24 protein-coding genes are annotated in these 25,028 nt (G+C 38.4%); 8 read left to right on the forward strand and 16 right to left on the reverse strand.

From position 1 onward, the window contains the following. Positions 1-125: 125 nt before the first annotated feature. The 3 genes from L659_RS0119715 to L659_RS0119725 are packed head-to-tail and all read right to left on the reverse strand — an operon-like array spanning position 126 to position 4,597. Positions 126-2,936 (reverse strand): PAS domain-containing hybrid sensor histidine kinase/response regulator, encoded by a 2,811-nt coding sequence (locus L659_RS0119715; RefSeq protein WP_024591630.1) that lies wholly within the window; start codon positions 2,934-2,936, stop codon positions 126-128. After that, entirely contained in the window at positions 2,929-3,537 is a 609-nt protein-coding gene (locus tag L659_RS0119720; protein WP_024591631.1) for a cysteine hydrolase family protein, read from the reverse strand. The genes L659_RS0119715 and L659_RS0119720 overlap by 8 nt, the downstream gene beginning before the upstream one ends. A 22-nt stretch (positions 3,538-3,559) precedes the next feature. Beyond that, positions 3,560-4,597: a response regulator gene (locus L659_RS0119725; protein WP_010554674.1), complete on the reverse strand. Its 1,038-nt coding sequence runs from the start codon at positions 4,595-4,597 to the stop codon at positions 3,560-3,562. Positions 4,598-4,854: 257 nt separating this feature from the next. Here L659_RS0119725 and L659_RS0119730 point away from each other — a divergent pair, with 257 nt between their 5' ends. From L659_RS0119730 to L659_RS0119745, 4 genes are all read left to right on the forward strand, one after another. Further along, entirely contained in the window at positions 4,855-5,118 is a 264-nt protein-coding gene (locus tag L659_RS0119730) for a GrxA family glutaredoxin (RefSeq protein WP_007585470.1), read from the forward strand. A 160-nt stretch (positions 5,119-5,278) separates the two neighbouring features. After that, complete coding sequence (locus L659_RS0119735; RefSeq protein WP_007585469.1) at positions 5,279-7,144, forward strand: DEAD/DEAH box helicase; 1,866 nt, start codon at positions 5,279-5,281, stop codon at positions 7,142-7,144. Between the two features lie 213 nt (positions 7,145-7,357). Further along, entirely contained in the window at positions 7,358-7,774 is a 417-nt protein-coding gene (locus tag L659_RS0119740) for a hypothetical protein (RefSeq protein ID WP_024591632.1), read from the forward strand. Positions 7,775-7,800: 26 nt separating this feature from the next. Then, positions 7,801-8,391 (forward strand): hypothetical protein, encoded by a 591-nt coding sequence (locus L659_RS0119745; protein ID WP_024591633.1) that lies wholly within the window; start codon positions 7,801-7,803, stop codon positions 8,389-8,391. An 89-nt stretch (positions 8,392-8,480) separates the two neighbouring features. Here the strand turns inward: L659_RS0119745 and L659_RS0119750 are convergent, their stop codons facing one another. The 9 genes from L659_RS0119750 to prmB form a co-directional block, all read right to left on the reverse strand. Continuing rightward, positions 8,481-10,034 (reverse strand): AbgT family transporter, encoded by a 1,554-nt coding sequence (locus L659_RS0119750; protein WP_024591634.1) that lies wholly within the window; start codon positions 10,032-10,034, stop codon positions 8,481-8,483. A gap of 143 nt (positions 10,035-10,177) precedes the next feature. Beyond that, the gene (locus L659_RS0119755; RefSeq protein ID WP_002962183.1) at positions 10,178-10,453 is read right to left on the reverse strand and encodes a YfcL family protein; all 276 of its coding nucleotides are present in this window, start codon (positions 10,451-10,453) and stop codon (positions 10,178-10,180) included. Then, positions 10,450-11,613, reverse strand: coding sequence for an ATP-NAD kinase family protein (locus L659_RS0119760; RefSeq protein ID WP_024591635.1), 1,164 nt, complete (start codon positions 11,611-11,613; stop codon positions 10,450-10,452). Before L659_RS0119760 ends, L659_RS0119755 begins: the two co-directional genes overlap by 4 nt. After that, positions 11,603-12,157 carry an elongation factor P hydroxylase gene (locus L659_RS0119765; protein ID WP_024591636.1) on the reverse strand — a complete coding sequence of 185 codons (555 nt, stop codon included), beginning with the start codon at positions 12,155-12,157 and terminating at the stop codon, positions 11,603-11,605. Before L659_RS0119765 ends, L659_RS0119760 begins: the two co-directional genes overlap by 11 nt. Before the next feature lie 117 nt (positions 12,158-12,274). Continuing rightward, complete coding sequence (locus L659_RS0119770) at positions 12,275-12,736, reverse strand: zinc-ribbon domain containing protein (protein WP_029769945.1); 462 nt, start codon at positions 12,734-12,736, stop codon at positions 12,275-12,277. A gap of 62 nt (positions 12,737-12,798) precedes the next feature. Next, positions 12,799-13,446 (reverse strand): glutathione S-transferase family protein, encoded by a 648-nt coding sequence (locus tag L659_RS0119775; RefSeq protein ID WP_024591637.1) that lies wholly within the window; start codon positions 13,444-13,446, stop codon positions 12,799-12,801. Between the two features lie 106 nt (positions 13,447-13,552). Next, the gene (locus L659_RS0119780) at positions 13,553-13,930 is read right to left on the reverse strand and encodes a DUF4112 domain-containing protein (RefSeq protein ID WP_024591638.1); all 378 of its coding nucleotides are present in this window, start codon (positions 13,928-13,930) and stop codon (positions 13,553-13,555) included. Between the two features lie 120 nt (positions 13,931-14,050). After that, on the reverse strand, positions 14,051-15,148 hold the full coding sequence (gene aroC / locus L659_RS0119785) for a chorismate synthase (RefSeq protein ID WP_024591639.1): 1,098 nt from the start codon (positions 15,146-15,148) through the stop codon (positions 14,051-14,053). A 64-nt stretch (positions 15,149-15,212) separates the two neighbouring features. Further along, complete coding sequence (gene prmB / locus L659_RS0119790) at positions 15,213-16,148, reverse strand: 50S ribosomal protein L3 N(5)-glutamine methyltransferase (protein WP_007580615.1); 936 nt, start codon at positions 16,146-16,148, stop codon at positions 15,213-15,215. Between the two features lie 152 nt (positions 16,149-16,300). On the opposite strand from prmB, the gene smrB reads away from it, so the two are divergent. Both smrB and L659_RS0119800 read left to right on the forward strand, forming a co-directional pair. Next, entirely contained in the window at positions 16,301-16,858 is a 558-nt protein-coding gene (gene smrB / locus L659_RS0119795; RefSeq protein ID WP_007377742.1) for an endonuclease SmrB, read from the forward strand. A gap of 27 nt (positions 16,859-16,885) precedes the next feature. Further along, positions 16,886-17,815, forward strand: coding sequence for an AEC family transporter (locus L659_RS0119800; RefSeq protein WP_024591640.1), 930 nt, complete (start codon positions 16,886-16,888; stop codon positions 17,813-17,815). A 1-nt stretch (position 17,816) separates the two neighbouring features. Here L659_RS0119800 and L659_RS0119805 read toward each other — a convergent pair whose 3' ends face one another. From L659_RS0119805 to sixA, 3 genes are read right to left on the reverse strand one after another with little or no spacing between them, the layout of a single operon-like run. Beyond that, positions 17,817-18,554, reverse strand: a complete 738-nt coding sequence (locus tag L659_RS0119805) for an SDR family oxidoreductase (RefSeq protein WP_024591641.1) — start codon at positions 18,552-18,554, stop codon at positions 17,817-17,819. Positions 18,555-18,562: 8 nt separating this feature from the next. Further along, a complete protein-coding gene (locus tag L659_RS0119810; protein WP_024591642.1) occupies positions 18,563-18,916 on the reverse strand; it encodes a RidA family protein in 354 nt (117 codons plus the stop codon). A gap of 24 nt (positions 18,917-18,940) precedes the next feature. Continuing rightward, a complete protein-coding gene (gene sixA, locus L659_RS0119815; RefSeq protein WP_024591643.1) occupies positions 18,941-19,411 on the reverse strand; it encodes a phosphohistidine phosphatase SixA in 471 nt (156 codons plus the stop codon). Between the two features lie 192 nt (positions 19,412-19,603). Between sixA and L659_RS0119820 the strand changes: the two genes are divergently transcribed. Beyond that, positions 19,604-22,327, forward strand: coding sequence for an insulinase family protein (locus L659_RS0119820; RefSeq protein ID WP_010554661.1), 2,724 nt, complete (start codon positions 19,604-19,606; stop codon positions 22,325-22,327). A gap of 54 nt (positions 22,328-22,381) precedes the next feature. Further along, on the forward strand, positions 22,382-24,634 hold the full coding sequence (locus L659_RS0119825; protein WP_007580604.1) for a sensor domain-containing protein: 2,253 nt from the start codon (positions 22,382-22,384) through the stop codon (positions 24,632-24,634). Here L659_RS0119825 and L659_RS0119830 read toward each other — a convergent pair. Continuing rightward, complete coding sequence (locus tag L659_RS0119830) at positions 24,631-24,825, reverse strand: hypothetical protein (protein ID WP_007580601.1); 195 nt, start codon at positions 24,823-24,825, stop codon at positions 24,631-24,633. The two genes, L659_RS0119825 and L659_RS0119830, sit on opposite strands and share 4 nt — an antisense overlap. Positions 24,826-25,028 lie beyond the last annotated feature (203 nt).

Here is a 25,028-nt window from a genome sequence, read left to right on the forward strand (position 1 = left end):
CATAATAAAAACACTCATTAAATACTAAAAAATAAATTTAACTTACTCCTAAAATACTAGGTTAATTTCTTCGTTTATCAAGTTTTATGCAACACAAACCCACTTTTTATATTGTTCTTCATTGCTCAGCTCAGCTTTTCCCACACTTGCGCTAAACGAGAGAGCTTTAAATGTTTAGATTCAATAACCTGCTCTGGGGCATATTTATCAAGCAATAAATAAAGTGTCTCACTTACAATTGGCTTAGCTAAGTAATCATTCATCCCCGCTTCTATAAATCGCTCTTTATCACCATGAATTGCATTTGCTGTGAGCGCTATTATAGGAGTGACTATACCTAACTTTCTGATTGCTTTAGTTGCAGAAATCCCATCGAGTATTGGCATTTGGATATCCATAAAAATAATATCAAGTTTATTGTTTTTAGCCTTGGTTATTGCCTCTTGCCCATCACTAGCAATATGTACCCGACAGCCTTTTTGCTCTAAAAACTGCCTTATTACTATTTGATTATTAGTATTATCTTCAGCAACCAATACATTGGTCCCATTCAACTGAGTTAACCCTGAAGGGCTTTCTAAGGCTTCTTTTTGTTCACGATTAGTAAATATAATATCTAAATGAAATAACTGTTCTTCCAATAAACTAATTGCTCGCGGTACATGCGATACTTTAAAAGGGCCATTTAACCTAAGCTCTCTGTCGTTAAGATTTTGCGGTAATAAGCTTTCACCTAGTAAGTCTAAGATAAGTAAACACGGTGAATTAAGGGAGTTATATGTATTTATACACTCGCGTGTTTGGGCTAGCATTGGAGGATCAGTTAATACAATTGCATCAGGAAAACTATCATACTCAGGGATATCTGGGCATATTTCATAGTGCTCAAAAGCGATAGAAAACCGAGTGAGTGTGTGCTCCAACGCGGTTTTTAAAATTTGGTTATGTCCTACAATCCATACTCTTGGCTTTTTACTTCGTGCTGCAAACCCCTCTCGCAATATTGAGTCGGTTGTGTCTATTTTTAACGGGTAATTAACGATAAACTCACTCCCTTTATTGAGCTCAGAGTTAACCGAAATATCTCCCCCTACTACATCACAAATTTGCTTACATATCGCAAGGCCTAAGCCACTACCACCATGTTTTCGGGTAATTGAATTATCTGATTGAATAAAAGGCATAAACATACTTTCTATTTTATTTTTTGCGATTCCCATTCCAGTGTCTTTTACAGATATATAAAGGTTTAAATTATTACCTTCAATATGAGTGCACTTAACAGTAACCGTTATTACACCATGCTGAGTAAACTTAATCGCATTGGCTAATAAATTTATGACTATTTGCCTTATACGTACATGATCACCAATTACTTGAGCGGGTACATCAGGATAAAAATCAAAAACAACCTCAAGCCCTTTTTGCAAAGCACTTTGGGTAATAATATCTACAGCTTCCTCAATACACGTATCAATACTAAATGGCTGATTATCGAGTGTTATAGCTTGTGCTTCAAAGCGTGAGTACGTTAATACATCGTCCAATACACTTAATAGCGCGTCAGAACTTGTTTTAATCATTTGTGTATAACGCATTTGTTCAGAAGTTAAACCGGTATGATGCAAAATATCTGCAGATCCAATCACAGCATTTAATGGCGTGCGAATTTCATGACTAATATTTGCCATGAATCGGCTTTTTGACTCCGCTAGGGTTTCTGCCTGATGTTTAGCTTCAAGCAATATTTGCTCGCTTTCAATACGTTCTTGTATATCAACAAGTGTTGCGGCAATAGATAACAAATCGCTTTCGTAGCCACCCACAATGGGAGTAAGTGTCATTTCAACCCAATTATTTATGCCTTGTGCATTAATCAAACGTATATCAAAGCGACGTATATCACGCTTACCTTGTTTATAATCAAGCAAAGTGCTACTAATTTTTTCTACATCTTCTTTTGCTATAAACTTAATTATAGGTAAGCCAAGACTCTCATCTACACTGCTGTGTAAGACGCGTTGCCATGCTTGATTTATAAATAATAAATTGCCAAATGTATCAAGGCGTAAAACAATATCAGGAATATTATCGACGACAGAGTGGTAGTTATATTCTATCTCTGCCATTGCTTGTTCAGCTTTAACTCGCTGCGTAATATTAGTTTCTATAGCGATAAAATGCTTTACTTTACCTTCATCATCTCGCACTGGATTTGCATCAATAGCAACCCAATAAACGTTACCATTTTTATCGTAATTTGTGGTTTCAACTTGAAAAGGAAGCCCATTTTTTACAGCGTGAGACATAACCTTACGACTTTTTTCACATGTTTTTGGCCCTTGCAGTAATTGACCTGGGCTAGTGCCTATAACCTCATCACAGGTGTAACCTGTAAGTACTTCAAAACTATTGTTAACCCACTCAATTACGCCAAATTTATCTGTAATTATTACTAAGTTATTTGTATGGCTTGCAACAAGCGATAAGCGTTTTACATATTTTTGTTGTTGTGTGAGCAATAATTGAGAATCTTTATGACGTTGAATGTCATAGAACGAGCCTATAAAGCCGCTTTTTTCATCATAAACTAACCTTAACTCAAACCAGTTCATGAGCCCGATGCTGCTTTTAATTTGTATTTCTACACTGGGAGCCTGCTTCCCTTCTAGTAAACAACAGCTGTATGCGACAAAATGCATAATATCATCGCGATTCATTAACTTAGTAATATTGGAGCCAATTAATGAATCGGTTGAGTAACCTAACTTCTTCTCCCAAGCTTCATTAATATAAGTAAAATTCAAATGTTTATCACACTCAAAAATACACTCATCTAAAATAGCTAATAGCTTTGCTTGACGTCGATTACTATTGGAAAGTTTTTCAACTAGTGCATATTGGATTTGAACTTGTAGCTCATCATTATTATTCATGATCTCTCCAATACTTTATAAAAGTATTACTCTCACAAACTCGTGCATAAAGAAGGGAAACCTTTTCACAGTAGAATGCTTGTTCAAAAGGAGTGCGTCTCGGTGTGCAGTCACTTAAAATAGTGGCATTAGAACCACGTGCAACAGCAGTGCGCACAGTTGAATCAATACAGATAGAAGACACAGTACCCGCTAAAATTATATTAGTGGCCCCATGTTTTTTGATGTTTTCGGCTAAATCTATATGTGTAAAAGCATTTAAACTTCTTTTCCCAAATACCACCTCTATAATATTACTAAAAAGGTCTAGCTGCTTAATGGTTTGAGCACCGTACGAACCCGCTTTAAATGCCCCCACCGCAATGACTTTTAATATACCAATCGGATTTTTAAGCTCGCTATAGTTTTGCGTAAAGTGAATGGGTGTATTAATAACTAAAGCAAATTGCTCTGCCCAGAAGGTCAATAAATAGAGTGTATTTTCCCCCACGCCAGTAATTCTTGATGACTCTTCAACCTCGTCATACAAAATACCTTTTGGCAAAAAGTAATTGTTTTGAAAACCAATTAAAATAGGTGCTGTCTTAGAGAAATCATCCATAACTCTCTCCTTATTAATCAATTTAAGAGGCTAACTGCCAAGGTTTAATAAATTTCTCAAGTACCGCTTTTGTCACTGGCTTCTGTAAATAGTGAGTAATTCCTTTATCAAACAACTCAGCTATTTGCTCATCGCCTGTTAACCCCGTTAAAATAACTTTAGGAGTATTGTTATTAGGTGTATTTTGCCTAACTAATTGCTGCGCCACATCGCTACCAAACATTCCTGGCATACGCTCATCTAAAAGTAGCAAGTCAAATGGTTCATTTTGAGCAAGTGTTAATGCACTGGCACCATTTTCTGCACACGTTACTAAGCAGCCCAGCATTTCAAGCATTACTTTTGTAGCAATTTGGCTCGGTAAGCTGTCGTCTGCTACTAATACCGATAAACGTGTTTGTGTGTGAAATGTTGTTAAAATAGTAATTAAGTCGGTATCAAAAAATGGCCAGCCTAATATTTTTTTAGATAGTTTATGAGCTTGGCTCAGCTCGTAAATGTCGTTAATAGAGCACAACTTTATGTGTGTATTTAAGCTGTCACTATTTAATTTATCAATTAATGCGTTACCACTAAGATGGCGTAAATCCTCTAGCTGTGCAGACTCTCTAAGCGTGCTATTAAATAATTTAAAATTTAAACCAAAACGATCGTGAGTATTAGCTGACATTTTTAAACAGCTTTTGAGTAACGCTTCGCAATCAGTTAAAACGTCTACATTTTGTCTAACATCAAGCGCTAAACTAACAGACTCTTTAGTTGCTAAGAGCCCGTGAAAATCCAACGTGTTTACTTGTTCAGAATCATCAATCTGATAGTGAATACTAACTCCCTGAATATTTGCTTCGAGGTTAAGTAAAAAGCACTGCTTTACTGCTGCTAGCGCCGGAGTAAGAAACGCCTCGCATTGTGCAATCATTTGCTCTGGCGGAATTTGCAAACAGACGTAGTTACATTGCAACTTATTGATTAAGGTAATAGAGAATTTTTGACTTTGGGTTTCACAATATTTACCTATTACTCCTTGGATAATTTCTAAAACGTGACTATTAATATTCATAAAGCATTCTCGTTAACCCAATGTATAGCTCTATATCATCAAGTTATGTGCCATAAATTAATTCTTGTAAACACACTTGCATTCATAGACTTAAGTATTAGACAAACAGGGCTCTGGTTTTTCATTCGCATTTTGCAAATCATATTGCTATGCATAATATGATTTATGCTTTTATTAGAATGGTGCAATCGATTTTTTTCTCTTTAAATAATTTTCCATTCATTTAAACTGATATTAATCAAATTGAGGAGAAAGCTATGTTAACCGTAATTTTTGGCCGTGAAGGTTGTCCATTTTGTGTTCGTGCGAAAGATGTTGCTGAGCAATTATCAAACGAACGTGATGACTTTAAATTTCGTTACATCGACATAATTAAAGAAGGTATAAGTAAAGCCGACCTTGAAAAGTCAGCGGGTAAGCCTTGCCCTACTGTTCCACAAATTTTTGTAGACCAAAATCACATTGGTGGATTTACAGAATTTGAAGCTTACGCAAAAGAAAACCTAGGCTTGTATAAATAAGCTTTGTATTAAATATGTTAACCAGTTTAATAAACCCTACATTGAGCTGGTTAAATTTAGACCAACATCAAACACATACAAATTAGTTTCAATTTATACAAGCATTTGCCTCGCGAATCCTATATAATGCGCGCCTCTTTAAATTCGTTGAGGCGTATTAATGTCAGAACCAGTCACGTTTGAATCTCTAAATCTTTCTCCTGCAATTTTGAAGGCAGTTGAAGAGTTGGGTTACAAGACACCATCTGAAATCCAAGCTCAATGTATACCGTTATTGCTAGAAAGAAAGGACGTACTGGGACTAGCTCAAACGGGTACAGGTAAAACCGCAGCATTTGCACTGCCATTACTAAATAATATTGACCCGTCTGTGAAACAGCCACAGATCCTTGTACTCACACCAACACGTGAGCTTGCGATCCAAGTTGCTGAGGCATTCGAACAATATGCTAAACATGTTCGTGGTATTGAAGTATTGGCACTATATGGTGGCCAAAGCTACAGTATCCAATTAAGCGCACTTCGTCGTGGCGCTCAGGTTATTGTTGCAACTCCAGGTCGTTTAATCGATCACATTAACCGTGGCACTATCAAGTTTGATGCTCTACAAGCACTTGTACTTGATGAAGCCGATGAAATGTTACGTATGGGCTTTATCGATGATGTAGAAAGCATCATGGAAAAAACACCGCGCGAAAAGCAAACATGTCTTTTCTCTGCGACTATGCCTAAGCAAATTCAAAACATCAGCAGCAAGTATATGAACAATCCTGAACAGGTTCATATTTCTGCGCGTAACTCTACAGTATCATCTGTTGAGCAAGTGTTTTGGAATGCAAGCGTACATAAAAATAAAGCTATTGTTCGCTTCTTAGAAGCTGAACAGTATGAAGGTGCTATTGTTTTCGTACGTACGCGTAACGATACAGTACAACTTGCTGAGTTATTAGAGCGCGAAGGTTTCTCTGCTGCTCCACTTAATGGTGATATGAACCAGCAAGCACGTGAACGCACTGTAGAACGCTTAAAAAGCGGCATGCTAAATGTTGTTATTGCAACAGACGTTGCTGCTCGTGGTCTAGATGTTGACCGCTTAAGCTTAGTTATCAACTACGATATCCCACAAGATTCTGAAGCCTACGTTCACCGTATCGGCCGTACAGGTCGTGCTGGTCGTACTGGTAAAGCAATCTTATTCGTAAAACATAACGAACGTTATTTACTTAAAAATATCATTCGTCATACGAAGTCTGAAATTGCACAAGTTGAATTACCAACTGCAAAAATCGTTGAAGAAAAACGTATTGAAGCGTTACAAGCAAAATTAACTATTGCGCTTGAAAACAAAGATATTACATTCTTTAACGAGATAGCTACTAATATGGCTGAAAAACTTGAACTTCCTCTTGAAAGCTTAGCGGGTGCGTTACTGTGTTTAGCACAGCAACAGTCTCCAATTAAAGTTGAAGAAGTTAAGATTCAACCTCGTGAACGTAACGAGCGTAACGATCGCAACCCACGTAGTAACGACCGCAATGATCGCGGTGGTGACCGTGGACGTCGTAACGAACGTGGCGGCGAACGTGGTGGTGAACGCGCTGAGCGTAAACCTCGCGAACGTAACAGCCGTGATGCAGGCCCTATGGATACTTACCGTATCGAAGTAGGTCGTGAACACGGTGTTCAGGTTAAGAACATTGTTGGCGCTATCGCTAACGAAGCTGACATCTCAAGCAAGTTTATTGGTGATATTCGTTTACACGACAATCACAGTACGGTTCAATTGCCGCAAAACATGCCTAAAGATGTACTTGATCATTTCCAAAAAGTGTTTATTTGTAAACGTCCTATGGGCTTAACAATTACACAAGATCAAGGCCCTGCTGAGCCACGTGCAGAACGCTCTGAGCGTCCAGCTGGTGACAAAAAGCGCACCTTTAGTAAAGATAAAGACGATAGCCAACGCGGTGATAAGCGTACTGGCCCTCGTAAAGAACGTCGCCCAGTAAGCTTCACAGCTAAATAAGCAACGACTCTTTAATAAAAAAACCTTGCCACGAAAGTGACAAGGTTTTTTTGTGTCTGTAACATGAGAAAACTAGTTAACCTGAACTCTGAATAATAAATCTCTTAACCAGAGTTCAGGTTAGTTAGAGGAAAAATTCAGAAGCTCGCTATTAAAATGGCTGCCGTAATAGGAATAAGCAGCTGTATTACTTTCAGGGAGAGATGTAAATAAATGAAACTTTTAACAAGCCAAATAACCCGAATGGTAGCCCTACTTCATAATAAAGGTTTTTTTCACATATACCTATATGCTGGATTATCGCCCAGCGGTTGTGATTGGCGCTATATAATTGGTCACACTAAAGATGGGAAGTGGCCAACTAACGATCTAATTACTTATGGTAGCATCAACTCTAGCAGCAAACTGACATGGTCTGAGAAGAATACAACTAAAGATTTATGCAATGACTTTATTAACTACTTCAAACTTGAAAAATATTCTCCTACAAAAGAGCAACTTCAATACATAGATTGGTACTCAACTGTTGTTAACTCACTAGCTGAGGATGAAGCAGTCATTTTTTATGCAGACTACCAAGCTAGTCATCAACATTTACTAAATAATGCGCCAGGCTTTGTAAAAAAATAATATTTTTGACAGTAAGGATCACTGATATGAAAAAATTATATGAATACCTACCAATCATAGCGCTACTAAGCCCTCTTATTTTATTCATGGCTATTCCAATTGTAATAGACTTTACAGACCCTCCATTTATTGCAAATAAAAAATATGACATTACTATTTTTTGGATTATCCCTATTATTTCAGGTGCACTATTTATCTATTTGAATATGCTTGTATTCAAAAAATATAAGCAATGCAGTAAATATAGAGAATCATTTAAGCATAATATTTCAGGAATAAAGAACCTAGCTTCATTTATTTTAGGCTATTTGGCAGCTCCATTTTTAATATACGCAATATTTTATATCTATTTAGCCCTTCCAATAAAGCTGTTTGCTTATTTCACTGAAAGTGATTATTGGTATAAAGAATATATCCTGACAGACGTTGAAGAGTGCGGCAGTGATTATGAAAATAGTTGTACACGTTTATCTTTTTTAGATCCTAAAACTAAGCAAATACACGAGCTTCGGTGGTATGAAGAGAAATCATCCATTATCAATAGTAAAGGGCACTATGTTTATGTAATCGGTGAAGCTAGCTATTTTGGTTATATTGTCAGAGGGCTAGAAAGATAGCCATCATTGGCTTACAAAGTTAAAGCTTATAAAAAAGCCCTGTCATTTTCGTGGCAAGGCTAATATAAGCTCTTAATATTTATACTTTATTAAGGCAAAGCTGGGTAAACGTAGCTAGCATCAAGCCCTAGTGGAATACCAAGTGCCCAGTAACCTAATAAAAAGATACTCCAGCCAATCATAAAGGCGATTGAGTACGGTAGCATAATAGCAATTAAAGTACCTATACCTGTGCCTTTCACATACTTTTGACAGTACACCACCACTAATGGGAAGTATGGCATTAACGGTGTAATAATATTAGAACTTGAGTCACCTACACGATAAGCGGCTTGAGTTAAGTCTGGCGAAATGCCAAGTTGCATTAACATCGGTACAAAAATAGGGCCAAGTAACGCCCATTTTGCTGAACTTGAACCTACAAACAAGTTAACAAAGCCAGTTAAAAAGATAATGCCCACAACCGTTACTGCACTTGGCAATTCCATTGCCTTTAATAACTGCGCACCTTCGATTGCGAGTAATGCACCTAAATTTGATTTACTAAATGCAGCAATAAATAGCGAACAGAAAAACGCCATGACGATATAATATGCCATGCCGCTCATCGCTTTACTCATAGCATCAATCATATCTTTTGAAGTTTTAAAGGTACCTACCGTAAAACCATATACAGTGCCAGGTAGCCAAAAAAGTAAAAATATTAATGGTACAATAGATTGCATTAAAGGAGAGCTAAAATTAGTAAGGGATCCGTCACTACTGCGCATTGCAGAATCGTCTGGAGCAGAGATAAATGCTAATAACGCAAGCCCTGCAATCATCACGGTACTGGCTATATAAAAGGCACGTTTTTCATCACTACGTGCATCTTCAAATACAGGTAAATCCTCTTTCGCACCATCAACCGCTGTTTTTTGTAAACGTGGTTCAATAATTTTATCGGTGATGTACCAGCCCAATGCCACAATAAATAAGCTAGATGCTGAAGCAAATGCCCAGTTATTTAACGGGTTAATTGTCATTGCAGGATTAATTATTTGCGCCGCACTTTGGGTAAAGCTTTGTAGTAATGGATCAATCCCTGATGGAATAAAGTTAGCCCCAAAACCACCACTGACTCCTGCAAATGCCGCTGCAATACCCGCAAGCGGATGGCGTCCTGCAGCATAAAATATAACACCGGCAAGTGGAATAACTAATACATAACCTGCGTCAGTAGCGGTATGGCTCACAATGGCCACTAAGATGATTGAAGGCGTTAATAGCTTTTTAGGAGTAACTTTAAGCATTAACTTAAGGCCAGTATTAATAAAGCCCGAATGCTCAGCAACACCTACACCTAACATAGCTACTAAAACGACACCTAAGGGAGCGAAGCCGGTAAAGGTTTTTACCATAGAGGATAAAAAGGTAGCGAGCGAATCACTTGCCAGCATATTATTAATAATAATCGCTTCACCGGTACGTGGATCTATTGCATCAAAGCTTACACCTGAAAACCACCACGACAAAAACCAAATTAATAACATTGCAAACAGAAATATTACGGCTGGATCTGGAAGCTTATTGCCAACCCGCTCAACAAAATTTAAAAAACGCGCAACAACCCCTGAAGGTAAAGCGTCGTGATTATTATTCATTTTTATTGTTCCTAAAATTTATTTTAGTAACAATATCGCATAAAAACAAAACAGTAAATTAACATAAAAATCTGCTTTAAAAGTTTTGGACACAAAAAAACACGATAGTGATAAACAAATCGTGTTTTTTGTATCACTTACTTTTAAGCGAGGGCTTTAACTTCTTCCCACAAGCGTGCAACTAATGTCTTGTCCTCTTCGTTAAGCTCACCATTACGATACGCTTTAACTAAGCTCTGCTCTACAGTTTCGTTTAGCTCATCTATACTGATTGTCAGCTTTTCTACTTCGGCATAACCAACTGCAAGATCAAAATGACCTCGTAAATAGCCGCCTGCAAATAACTCATCGTCAGTTGCTTTTATTACTAAATCATCGAAGTACTGCTGGGCTGCATCGATATAGTTCACTAAACTCATTTATTAATCTCCTGGTTTTGCAAAGCACCTGTATTTTCAAGGTTTTGGTGCCCTACTGCATACATAATATGGTCGTTAAATCCGGTGGTTACTTTAATATAACCCGTTAATTCATCATCTAATTCGCCATCGCCGGTGTCACAAATAAGGGGGCGGCTATTAAGCGCTTGTAGTTTTGTTTTTGTTGCTACTACAATAATGTTTTCTTTGCCAATTGCACGTATAAGCGCAGGGCTCAATTGCTGATTACCACGGCCAAATATATGCCCTTGCCCGCCAATGAGCGTAATGACTAACTTAGTACTTTGATCATGTGTAAGCTCAAGTAATTGCTTCGCCGTTAAATCTTGAGCAACTAAGGTTTGATCTTTTATTAAATCAACGCCAAGCAACGTATTCTCAAGTCCCATTTCTTCCATTATGGCCTCAACGGTTGAGCCGCTACCCATTATATAAAATGTGTCTTCATCCATTTGCGATACAACATGCGCAGCAATGTCGGCAAGTACGAGTTCGTCGGTTTCTTTGCCGCCATTTTTAACCGCTTGCATATAGCGTACTTCGCTAGGTGTTTGCATTTCGCCGTAGCGCTTTGCTTTTACTGTGCCTTGTCTAAAGGCATCTTCATCTATATCCATTACATCTGCGTCAGCTAAGGTAACTAACTCACCTTTAACCAGCATTTCGACTACGCGCCCTGCTGCTTTGGGTGTAATGGCGTATACACCAGAATGAATTTTACAGCCTGCAGGAATACCAAGTACAGGAATGGTATCTTCGATTGCATGGCAAATATTACGCGCTGTACCATCGCCTCCAGCAAATAAAACTAAATCAACACCAAAGTCTTTAAGTACTTTTGCTGCTTGTTCTGTGTCATCTGGGGTTGTTATTACTTCAGAGTTATATACAACCTCTACATTAAAGCCCAAGGCTTTTGCTGTTTGCTCACCCATGTCACCGTTAACGGTGTAAATGGTTAAGCGCTCTTTATAAGGCAATAGCACTTCAAGCGCTGCTTTTGTGCGGCTATTTGCTTTGGGTTCTGCACCTAATTCGATTGCTTTAGCGGCTGTGTGTGCGCCATCACTACCTTTTAAAGCAACTGTTCCGCCTAAACCCGCTACTGGGTTTACAATTAAACCTAATTTAAACGCCATTACAAAGCTCCTTCGGATGTTGCCAATTAAATTGCTGCGCTGTTAATGGCCACTGTGTATTATAAAAATCAGAGAGTGCTTTTAAAAGTGACTCTGTACGAGAGTTAAAGCCATTTTCGATTAACGATAATACACGTGCATGTACTCGCTGCTGAAAATCAAACCGACATGTTTGCTCGCCGTTTAAGTTATCCACCGACACATTAAAAGTAAACCCTGCTGCAGTGCTTAATAACCACTCTATAGCTTGAGGCTTTACTTCTACGCTTTCAAACTCAGCTTGTTTTTGTTTGTCGCGCCCATCGGGGCAATACCAATAACCATAATCTTCTAATAAACGACGTGCATCGCCTGCTACTAGCCAATGCGCAATTTCATGCAGTGCACTCGCATAAAAACCATGAGCGAATACAACCTGATGAAAAGGCGTTGTATTATTAGCTGGAATATAAATAGGTTCGCAATCGCCTTTTATCAATCGGGTATTATAATTTTGATAAAAAGTGCGCTCAAAAATTGAAATTAGATCAGCTATTTGATGCATAAAATTAGGCTAATTAGTCTCGGTTATAGCGCTATTTTGCGCATTAAAAACGAGACGAATTGTACGGGCTTTTACAACTAAAGTAAAAATAAGGCGTGATAGTAAAATATAAGCGGACTAATCTTTCACTTTATTGATATTTTTAATAATACCTAAACAGTAAAGAGTATTACCAAGTTCTTTACACTGTGTTTTTTCACCTGAGGTTTTATTGGCTAAGCTAGTTAACATATCGTACCGTTTACGTAGAATTAGTATATATCTGGCATGTCTACGGCATTCAAAGCAATGAGTACAGTGTGAATCGACCCAAAATCTTAATGTTTCAAACCAATATTGCTGCTCTTGAGCAAAAAAAATAAATGCCTTAGAGCAAGTCCCGCACTTCTCTTCAATATCAACATAAAGTGCCCGAGGATAAATGGCATAGTTTTGCTTTTTTATATCAGCCAATATTACCGTATTAGGGAAGTATTTAAGGCTCGAGTAACGCCAGTGCGCATTCTCTATCGCCTCTATTGTCACTGGGGTATTGGTAGTTATTGGTGTATTGCCATACCTTGGGTGATTTAGATACATGAGCTGCCTAGTTTAAACTTATGATTTTAAGGCATAAAACATGCCATATAAGAAAACAATAATTATACAGGCGTTCCTGCTTCATCACACTCTACAATATCGGTCTCGGTTAATGCCTGAGTGATCCATCCTTGCAATACTGGGCAGCGCATAACAAAGTCACAATATTGCTGCGCCTCTGGCGATAACGTAATTTGATAGGTTTTTAAGCGCAGTACAACAGGCACATACATGGCATCAGCAATACTAAAGTCACCAAAAAACCACTCATTTGGAAACACATCTTGTTGCTGTGCAAATATCTCGTCTATACGGGCTATGTCTTTTAGTGCTTCGCTCGATAGGTCTACTTTACGGGTAGTTCTTATATTCATTGGCATTTCGCTGCGCAGCGCCATAAAGCCTGAATGCATTTCAGCGCTTAGCGCACGCGCTTTAGCTCTTTGGGTAATATATTTTGGCCATGCAGCGCCCGATAAGTAAGCATCGTTAATATATTCACAAATTGCTAGTGAATCCCATACCTGTAAATCGCCATCAATTAACGCTGGAACTTTTTGCACAGCAAAGGTCTTTTTTAGTTCATTGTAAAAGTCGGGGGTGTCGAGTACCAGCTGGGTTTCACTAAACTCAACATCAAATTTACTCATTAAATACCATGCGCGTAATGACCAGCTAGAGTAGTTTTTATTACCGATAAATAATTGCATATTGTAGATACCAAAGTGAATAGACGCTCCTACCTTACTAGGTGATTTAACAACCAACAACATTTTGTTTAAAGTCTCTTTGCTAACTGTTACTTAAAGCTATTAATTACTCACTTAACTGCTTGTTTAAATGCTTTTTTAATAGTTGTGTATTACGCGTGTTAGCTTTAAAAAAGGCATCAAAAATATCACCAAAAAATGGCACTAAACCGCCCACAAAGTCTATGAGCATATTGATAATCATCTTAGTCTTTATACGTTTACTCACACCTAAACGCTGCGCTTCTATCAGCACATAACTTGATAAAATTAGCCCTGCGGCATCACCTATAACGGGAATTAAACCAATCACAGCCTCCAAACCTATATTAAATTTAGTAAAAGGAATGCCAATGCTGCTATCAGTTAACTTACTGAATCGCTCTAAGCGGGCTATTGCAGCTTGGGCTTTTATTTGTGAGTGTTCATTAATATTATCGTTCATGATTACTACCCTCCTTCTTGCAGTATATAGGGCCTACTTGAACAACTCCTGAAAGGCTTTAAACTAAATTACAGACATAAAAAAACGCGGTAATCCGCGTTTTTTTATAATTATAAATACTTACACAGAGCCGTTAATTGGCCCGTGCTGATGATTTACATGCGGATTTTGTCCGCGCTGACGCAGTAAGTGGTCCATTAAGGTAATAGCCATCATTGCCTCCGCAATCGGGATTGCACGAATACCCACACACGGATCGTGACGACCTTTGGTGATCATCTCTACCGCTTCGTTGCTTGTATTAATGCTGTTACCTGGGATGGTAATACTCGACGTTGGTTTTAGCGCAATAGAAGCAATAATGTCTTGCCCTGTCGAAATACCGGCAAGTACGCCACCCGCATGGTTTGATGTAAAACCTTCAGGGGTTAGCTCGTCGCGATGCTCAGAGCCTTTTTGCTCAACTACGTCAAAGCCATCACCAATTTCAACGCCTTTAACTGCATTAATACTCATTAATGAGTGTGCAAGTTCGGCATCAAGGCGGTCAAATACTGGCTCACCAAGACCAACAGGTACATTGCTTGCCACTACTTTTACTTTAGCGCCAACTGAGTCACCTTGCTTTTTAAGGTCACGCATATATTCGTCAAGCGCTTCAAGCTTACTTGCATCAGGGAAGAAGAATAAGTTATTTTCAACTTCGTCCCAGTCAAACATTTCCGCCTTAATAGGGCCAAGCTGACTTAAACATGCTTTAACTTCAATACCATGAAATTGCTTTAAGTATTTTTTAGCAATAGCACCTGCCGCTACGCGTATTGCGGTTTCGCGTGCAGATGAACGACCGCCACCGCGATAGTCGCGCAAGCCGTACTTATGCCAATACGTGTAATCGCCATGACCTGGGCGAAATACATCTTTAATTTTGCCGTAATCTTGCGAGCGTTGATCGGTATTTTCAATCAATAAACCAATGCTGGTACCTGTGGTTTTACCTTCAAAAACGCCTGCTAATATTTTTATTTGATCGCTTTCACGGCGCTGCGTTGTATAACGGCTTTGGCCTGGTTTTCGGCGATCTAAATCAATTTGTAAGTCGGCCTCTGTGATTTCAAGACCTGCGGGAGTACCATCAACAACGCCGCCTAATGCAACGCCGTGGCTCTCACCAAAGGTGGACACTTTAAATAACTGTCCAATGCTATTACCTGCCATTAACTTTCCTCATTCCTAATGACTACCAATAGCCAAGCACACGGCTTGGCTATTCATTTTTTACTTATTTTGCAAAATACTCATCTAGCTGCTTTTTGCTAATTACAAATACACCTAAGCCGCCTTGTTCAAATTCAATCCATTCAAACGGCGCGCCCGGATAAAGTGCATCCATATGTACCATAGAGTTACCAACTTCTACAAATAACAAACCGTTATCAGTTAGGTGTTCACTCGCTTCACTTAAAATAGTACGGGTTACATCTAAACCATCGTGGCCTGATGCAAGCCCAAGCTCTGGTTCATGATGAAACTCACGTGGCAGGTCAGCCATATCTTCTGCATCAACATACGGTGGGTTTGCAACTATTAGGTCGTATTTTTGACCTGGTACACCGCTAAATACATCAGACTGAATGGGTAACACACGATCACTTAACATGTAATCGTTAATGTTAATGTCTGTCACTTCAAGCGCTTCATACGATATATCTACCGCATCAACTTGTGCTTCCTCAAAAGCTTGAGCAAGTGCAATTGCTATACAACCCGACCCCGTACATAAATCTAATATGCGGTTAACCGATTGTGGCTCTTCAAGCCAGGGTGTAAAGCGGTTGCTGATAAGCTCAGCAAACGGTGAGCGAGGTATAAGTACACGTTCATCCACATAAAATGGCATACCCGCAAACCATGCAATGTTTGTTAAGTAAGGTACTGGTGTGCAGTCGTTAATACGTTCTGCAATAAGACCCGCAAGTCGGTTTTTTTCTGTGCTTGTTAAACGCGCGTGCATTAATTCTTTTGGCGCATCAACAGGCAAGCTAAGCGCAGGCAGTAATAAGCTTACAGCTTCATCCCATGCGTTATCTGTACCGTGTCCAAAAAATATACTACTACTTGCAAATTGGCTTGTAGTCCAACGTAACCAGTCATGTAAAGTTGACAGTTCTGCAACGGCTTCTTCGAGTGTTGCTTCTTCTATTTGTAAATCGCTCATATATTTTTACCTGTATTAGCTTACTGACTGTTTTGAGTCTTTAAGACGATTGCATTGCCTATCTGCGCTGGGCAAATTACAATTGCCTCTCATTTAAGTATTGTACCGCCTTTTGCGCTGCGTTTTTACGTTTTTTTGTTTAGGTAATAGTTATGAAAAAAGACACTCCATCACATTCGTCCCTAAGCAATGACGACATAAGCTTATTTCGTCAAACGATCACAGGCGCCAAAGTATTTAAACAAGATACTCATCGTTTTGATACAAAGCCTAAGGTGTCACAAGCTAAGCAATTTGCCCAGCAAAAAAAGCAGGCTCAATCTGAATTTTTCTTCTCAGACGTTTATATTCCCGATATAGACACCCACGGCACGGTTAAATATGTAAAACCAGGCCAAGATACCTTCCTAGCTAAACAGCTTCGCCGTGGTGACTTTGCACCCGATTTGACGCTAGATTTACATGGCTTAAATAAAGAACTTGCTAAAGATGAACTCGCTGGACTCATTCACGAATGTAAAAAGCAGCATTACTATTGTGCATGTGTAGTGCACGGTATTGGCGGCGGCGTACTAAAGCACAAAGTGCCTCAGTACTTAGTACAGCACCCTGACGTAATAGCGATGCACCAAGCCCCTCTCGAATATGGTGGTAGAGGCGCTGTACTCATACTAATTAATTTACCGCAAAGTGATGAATTTAGACGCTAACTTTAGCTATTACTAGGATGTAACTTCGTGCATATTTTTTCGATTATTTTTCCACTCATTTTTATTGTTGCGTTTGGTTATAGCTGTTGCCGATTAAAATTTTTCGAAAAGCAGCATATTGCAGGCTTAAGTAAATTTACTTTTTATATTAGTTTGCCTGCTTTTTTATTGTTAAATATGTCGCAAATTAACTTACAGCAAAGCATTAGCCTTTTTGCATTTTTGAGTTTTTACATACCCGTTCTGAGCGTGTTTGGGGTGGGTATTTTAATTGATCGCTTTTATTTAAATAAAAAGTATTTAAAAAATTACCAACAACACGGCGTCTTTGGACTTGCTTCTAGCTATTCAAATATGGTGTTAGTGGGTATTCCTATTGTTATTGCATCGCTTGGCAAAGAGATGATAGCCATTGCGTTTATGATCATTACTTTTCATAGCACATTGTTATTTGCACTTACTTTTTTAATAGGCGCTAAAGGCAGTAGCGATAAATTTTCGTGGTCGCATTTTGGGAAAAGTATGGTGTTAAATCCAATAGTACTGAGTATTGGGTGCGGGCTTATATTAAACATATTAGGAGTAACACTGTTCACCGACTTAGCAAATAGTTTGGAGCTATTAGCTAAACCAGCAATTGCCTGTGCGCTATTTGTACTTGGTGCAAATTTAGCTTTTTATAAAATAGCAGCAAATTGGCAACCCGCGTTAATAGCATCAATTTTAAAAATATTTTTATTGCCTGCGCTAGTTTTATTGGTAGGCACTTATGTATTTAAACTAGACACGCAAATACTCAATGTATTAGTACTTTTAAGTGCGTCCCCTGTTGGCGTAAATGCTTATCTTATTGCGAGTCAAATAAAGCAGCATGAAGCTACTCTTGCTGGGGCTGTCGTACTTTCTACTATCTTAAGTGTTATTAGCTTTACGTTTTGGCTAGCTTTATTACTTTAGCTTACAAACCGCCGGCTACATCAACAAAGCTACCCGTTGTAAAAGAAGCGTGCTCTGAAGCTAAAAAGTAAATTGCTGCAGCAACTTCCTCGGGTGTACCGCCTCTGCCAAGGGGTAATTTACTTTTAAGACGATCGACTCGATTTTTTTCGCCGCCATCGCTATGCATATCAGTGTAAATAAGCCCAGGTCTAACCGAGTTAACTCTAATACCTTTACTTGCCACCTCTTTTGCCAAGCCAATAGTAAATGTGTCCATTGCACCTTTAGATGCTGCATAATCAATGTACTCATTAGGAGAGCCCGTTTTAGCGGCCCCCGATGATACATTAACAATACTACCGCCATTTCCCATTCGCTTTATTGCCTCACGGCTACATAAAAAAGCACTGGTAATATTTGTAGTCAAAACTTCGTTTATGCGCTCAGCACTCATTTCTAACAAAGGCATTTGTGGTTTTAAAATACCGGCGTTATTTATTAGTACATCAAGTCGACCAAAGACTTTATCTATATGCATAAATAAAGCTAAAACGTCAGCCTCTAGTGACACGTCACCTTGAATTACTTCAGCCTCAACGCCTAATTGCTTTACTTTTTCTGCCACCAATATTGCACTAGCTAAATCTGCTTTATAATTAATGCAAACATTATAACCGTGCTTTGCAAAATATAATGCGGTAGCTGCGCCAATACCTCGACTAGAGCCAGTGATGAGTACAACGGGGGAGCAAGTCATTAAAGCTATTATTCTTTTAAAGCTGCAACGACTGAAATTTCAACAAGCAGTGCATCACGTGCCATTTTAGCTTCTACGCAGGCACGTGCTGGTGCATAACCCTCGGTTACCCACGCATCCCATACTGCATTCATATCAGCAAAGTATTCCATGCTCTTTACATAAATAGTCGCGCTAAGCATATGTTCTTTTGAACTTCCCGCTTCATCAAGCAATGCCTCTACTTTATCAAGCATAGTTTGAGTTTGTTCTTTGATATCTTTTTGCGCGTCGGCGCATACCTGCCCACATAAATACACAGTGCCGTTATGTTTTACAATGCGGCTCATGCGCGCACCTGTTTGTAAACGTTCTATTGTCATTTTACTTTACTCAATTATTTATATTTAAACGTTTTCTGGGGCATTTATACTTAAATAACTACTACGCTGGGTTTGCTCATCGTAACTAATAACAGCAACAGCACCCGTATTAAAAATGGGCATATTGCCAGGGCTTAATTGGTCCACTAAGTAACTTACAATAGGCATGTGTGCCACTATAAGCCATGTATTGCATTGGGGGTTCGTAGCAATAAGTGTTTCGATGTAGTCAGCAGCAATTTGAGGTTTGCCTTCGGGAATTATATCAGACGTGGTTTCGCTAAATTTAAATACGTTATTTTTAGCCACACCTGCAGCTGTTTGCTGTGCTCGAATGTAAGGACTAACTAACAGTGCATCAGGGTAATGTGCTTTACTGAGCCAAAGGCCCATTTTTTCAGCTTCATCATGCCCTGCTTGGGTTAAATTTCTACCTGCATCATCAGCCTGCATGGGTGTTGCTTCGCCGTGGCGCATTATTAGGATTGTTTTCATAAAAAATCAACCGATTAAAGAATATAAAACAGTAGCCAGTTTGCCCGTTTGTCAGCTATATTAACAATATAAATCTATTTATTTCTAAAATAGTTCTTTCATGAGATTCAGGTAAATCTTTAAGCTGTACTTCGCTTTCCTGAAGCCATCATCTGTTGTTAACAAGTAAACGTTTAGTTTCAGGAGCATCATTTGAATATCAGCCGCAATGATAACAGAGCATACCGCGCCTTTACACTGGACAATGGTCTAAAAGTACTATTAGTGCAAGATAAAGATTCTACAAAAGCGGCAGCATCAATGGCAGTTAACGCCGGACATTTTGACGACCCTCTTGATAGGCAAGGCCTAGCACACTTTTTAGAGCACATGCTTTTTTTAGGCACTGACCAATACCCAGATTCAGGCAGTTTTAATAATTTTGTTTCGCAAGCTGGCGGCAACACCAATGCGTGGACCGGAACTGAGCATACCTGTTACTTTTTTGATATTAACAATCAAGAATTTGAACAAGCACTTACCCAATTTAGCCGTTTTTTTATTGCGCCACTTTTAAATTCAGCCGAAACAGAAAAAGAACGCAACGCAATTGAAGCCGAGTTTAAACTAAAAATAAAAGACGACGGTCGCCGTATTTATCAAGCCCATAAAGAAACGGTAAACCCAGCTCATCCATTTGCTAAATTTTCTGTAGGAAACCTACAAACCTTAGCTGACAGAGAGCGCTGTATTAGTGATGAGCTTCGTGACTTTTTTAATAGCCAGTACCAAGCTCAGTGGATGACTTTAGTTATTTGCGCAAACGAAACACTAGATACACTACAAAGCTGGACTCAAACTTACTTTGGCGCAATTAACGGCAACAAAAACCTTAAAAAGCCAGAGATCAGTGAGCCACTTTATCGCAAACAAGACATAGGGAAAATACTCCATATTGAGCCCCATAAGCATATGCAAAAACTTATTATAAGTTTTGCTATGCCTAATATTGACGACTTTTATCGCCATAAAACAGTAAGTTTTATTGCCCATTTACTTGGCTATGAAGGCGCGGGTTCTCTTTATTCTATTTTAAAAGAACAAGGCTGGATCAATGCACTTTCTGCTGGCGGTGGTATTAATGGCAGCAACTTCAAAGATTTTAATATTAGCTTAGCGCTTACCGATGAGGGTATTGAATACTTTGAAGACATTATTGAAATGGTGTTTGAATACATTTGTTTAATTAACGATAACACCGAAAAATTGCCGCGCTTATATCAAGATAAAAAAAATCTATTACAAATAGCATTCGATAACCAAGAAAAATCACGCTTAATTGATTGGGTCAGTAATTTAAGCATTAATATGCAGCATTACGACGAAGCAAATTACGTGCAAGGCGACTATTTAATGGAAGGCTTTAAAAAAGCGACCCACGAAATGGCCATGCAGTGGTTAACGCCACATAATATGCGCATCGTACTTATACATCCAGATGTAGAGCCTGAACATAAAACGGCATGGTACAACACACCATATAAAGTAGAACATATTTCACCTAGTTGGCTTGATGCCCTTAGCGAGATAAATAAGCCGTTGAGCGAAATGCTGCTACCTACAGCTAATCCTTATTTAACAAAAGAAGTGGTGTTATTTGATGTCGTAAAACCACAAACAAAACCCGAATTATTAGTAAAAGAACCCGGTTTTGATTTTTGGTTTAAACAAGACAATACATTTCGCGTTGCTAAAGGCCATTTTTATTTGGCCATGGATTCTGATTTTGCCGTAAAAGATGTAAAACATATGGCACTCACCCGCTTATTTACAGATTTATTTATGGATAGTGTCGGCGAGCAATTTTATCCAGCAGAACTTGCGGGACTTAGCTACCACTTAACCTCGCATCAAGGTGGATTAACTCTACATACCGCGGGGCTTTCATCTAGCCAGTTAGAGCTTGTTGATCAATTAATAGATGCTTTATTTAATGTAGAGATCTGTGCAAAACGCTTTGCTGAATATAAAAAACAGCTTGTAAGGCATTGGCGCAATAGCAACCAAAACAAACCAGTCAGTGAGTTATTTAGTATTTTAGGCGCAAAAATAATGCCTTGGAACCCACAACCTGGGGAGCTTGCATCGGCATTAAAAAACACCTGTTTTCAGCAATTTAATGAGTTCAGAACAGACTTTTTTAAAGCACTACATGTTGAATCATTTTTACATGGTAACTGGCAGCAAAGTGATGCAATAGCCTTTCAAAAAAAGGTCGCAAATCACTTAAAAAACGCAACCATAATTGAAGATTTAAGACGCCCTCTTTTTGAAATTAAAAAAGTAACTCGCTACGAGTTAGAGCTTCCTTGTAACGACCATGCAATGGTTATTTACTATCAAGCGCAAACGGATTGCGTGGCCGAAAAAGTAAAAATGATGGCGTTAAATCATTTAATTAATCAAGATTACTTTAATGAATTACGAACTACACAGCAACTTGGTTATTTAGTAGGCGCAGGTTATGCACCATTTAACACGCGTGCTGGTATAGCATTTTATGTGCAGTCACCTAAGTTTGATGCAAAAACTTTATTGCATCGACATAACCGTTTTATTAAAAACTACCTTGATAATATTGATGCACTTGATGAAAACGATTGGCAACAGCAAAAACACGGCCTTAGTACTCATATTGCAGAAAAAGATAAAAACCTGCGCCTACGCTCACAACGGTTATGGCTTGCTATTGGTAACAGAGATCATGAATTTCATATGCAACAACGACTTTTAGATGCCTTAAATGCGCTAACCCTAAAAGAACTAAAAGTTTATGCACTAAGCCTATTTGATGATAATAGACCAAGATATGAGCTTTTAAGCTCGGCAAAAGTCAATAAATCTCAAAATATGCCCGTTTACTCTCAATCTCTTTGACACTAGGTTTAGCTTGTTTTAAATTATCATTTGTAAATTAGAAGTAATAAAAAAATGATAAAAATAATAATAAAACTAAGCATGCTTGTAGTACTTGCTTACTCATTTGAGCTTTTTGCCTTTGAGTCATCATTTAATTACAACTCCGACAATATACTTATACTAGCAAGCGCCATTATAGCGCTTGCTTTGCCCTACCTGTTATTTGTAATCCACAAACTTAGACGCTCACGCCGTCAACTCCGTCTTTCGGAAAAACGCCTTAAAAGTACTGTAGAAGGTAGCGGCGATACACTTTGGGACTGGAACATAAAAACAGGCGAAGTTATTCGTATTAACGATAAGTACTTAATGGATTCGACTACCTTAATGGGGTTTCCGCCAAACAAAGGCCTTATTCACCCTCACGATATTAATAACGTTGAGCACTTGTTAAAAGTACACTTTGCAGAGCAGTCTGCTTTTTTTGAAGCCACCTACCGAATCAAAGATACATTTGGTCGTTGGCATTGGGTACTCGATCGCGGAAAAATAATTGAAAAAGACGCCAACTTATCACCCCTTAGAATGACAGGTACCGTTCGCGATATATCACAGTTAAAATCAACGGAAGAACGCTTAAACCTTTTTGCTAAATGTGTTGAATCTCTCACTGACGCCTTAGCAATTTACGATAAAAACTTTAAACTGGTTGATATAAACCCGAGTTTTTTAACCTTGTTTGGTGGCGTACGCGAGCAATACTTAGGAAAAGATTTCAACCTATCTGGGTATGAGCCAAGCTACACAAACAGAATTATTGAAATAGTAAAAGAGCGCGAACATATCCAACAAGAAGTGAAGCTTCGTAATAGTGAGCGTGTTTTATTGCCTATAGAAATATCGATAGATGAAATTAAAAACGATCAAAATCAAATAACTAATTATGTCGTTGTTTATTCAGATTTAACAGAGCGTAAAAAAGCCGAATCGCAGTTACATAACTTATCGAATCGAGATCGCACAACTAGTCTACCTAACCGAAATTTATTTTTTACTGATTTGCAAAAGCTAGTAAAGCTCAACTCGCATCACGCCTTGCTTGTATTCGATTTAGATAACTTTAAAAAAATAAATGACTCGTTAGGGCATCAACTAGGTGACAGCTTATTAGCTAAACTAGCAATGCGCTTAAATAAACTAACCCGCGAAAATGATGTATTTTATCGTTTAGGCGGCGATGAGTTTGCTCTTGTAATGTCTGACACTAACGACATACATGTAATTACACGTATGGCAAAACAGTTTTTAGCAGCCATTGCTACACCATTTAAAATGGCTGGCCACGAACTGGCAATCACCTCAAGTGTAGGCATTGTATTATTTCCAGAAGACGGTAATACGCCTGAACTGCTCCTAAAAAATGCAGATACCGCGATGTATCATGCTAAAAAGAAAGGTAATAGCTACCTATTTTTTAACGACACGATGAACCGTCAAGCCGTTAAACGACTGCAAATAGAAAACCTTATGCGCTTTGGTTTAAAAGAAGATCATTTTGAAGTGTACTACCAACCAAAAATGAATATTCGCACAGGCAAGCTAACGGGCATGGAAGCATTAGTACGCTTTATTACACCCAAAAAAGGTATTATTAGCCCAGGCGTGTTTATACCCATAGCCGAGGAAACGGGCCAAATAATTGAAATTGGCGAAGTTGTATTAAACAAAGCCTGCAGAGACGTAAAAGAATGGCTAGATAGCGGTTTATTTAGCGGCCGAGTAGCTGTCAACTTATCAGCAAAGCAATTTAGCCTCCCCGATTTAACTTCTCGTATTGACGTTATTTTGCAAAAAAACGAATTACCTTCTTACTTTTTAGAGCTTGAAATAACAGAAGGTACTGTAATGGACGACCCTAAAGAAGCCATTGCAATTATGCGTTCGTTAAGTGCCCGAGGTATTCATTTAGCAATGGATGATTTTGGTACTGGTTATTCATCATTAGCGTATTTAAAGCAATTTCCGCTTAATACACTTAAAGTAGATAAAGCATTTATAGATGACATGACCAACGAACGTGGGCGTAATATGGTCGACTCAATAGTCACTATTGCGCATAACCTTGATTTGCATGTAGTTGCTGAAGGTGTAGAACAAGCTCATCAAATTGATATACTTAAAAAGCTTAATTGCGAAACAGTACAAGGTTATTACTATTCTAAGCCACTATCAAAAAGTGAATTTACTGAATTTTTAAAGCAGCAACAAACTAAAGCAGCCCCAAGCTTAATTAGAAAAAATAAAAATGTGGCGTCGATAAATTAAGGGCGCCATATGCACGCATTTATACCTACATTTCTTACTAAAGCACGACGATAATGTAGATTAAACAAGCACCAGGCCACAGGCCCAAGTAAACCGCCTAAAATAAGCCATCGCTTAATTGGCATACCTTTTTTAATGGCTTCTAAATACATTAAAGCTATAAATGCACTGCTTAGTAAAACTATAAACAAAATTACCCTTTAAAGTTGCTCAAAAATACGGCGGTTATTCTAACGCTAACGTGATTAAATTTAAAGCAACAAATCCCCCGCGCGCACAAAAAAGCCGAACCTGTTAAACACAGGTTCGGCTTTTAAAATTATAATTTATACCAATCTGCTTATATATGGGGTCTATTTAACGTTAAGAAAATTACGCTAGAACTAGGCAAAAG

The organism is Pseudoalteromonas sp. S8-8 (genome assembly GCF_000497875.1).
GTDB lineage: Bacteria > Pseudomonadota > Gammaproteobacteria > Enterobacterales > Alteromonadaceae > Pseudoalteromonas > Pseudoalteromonas arctica.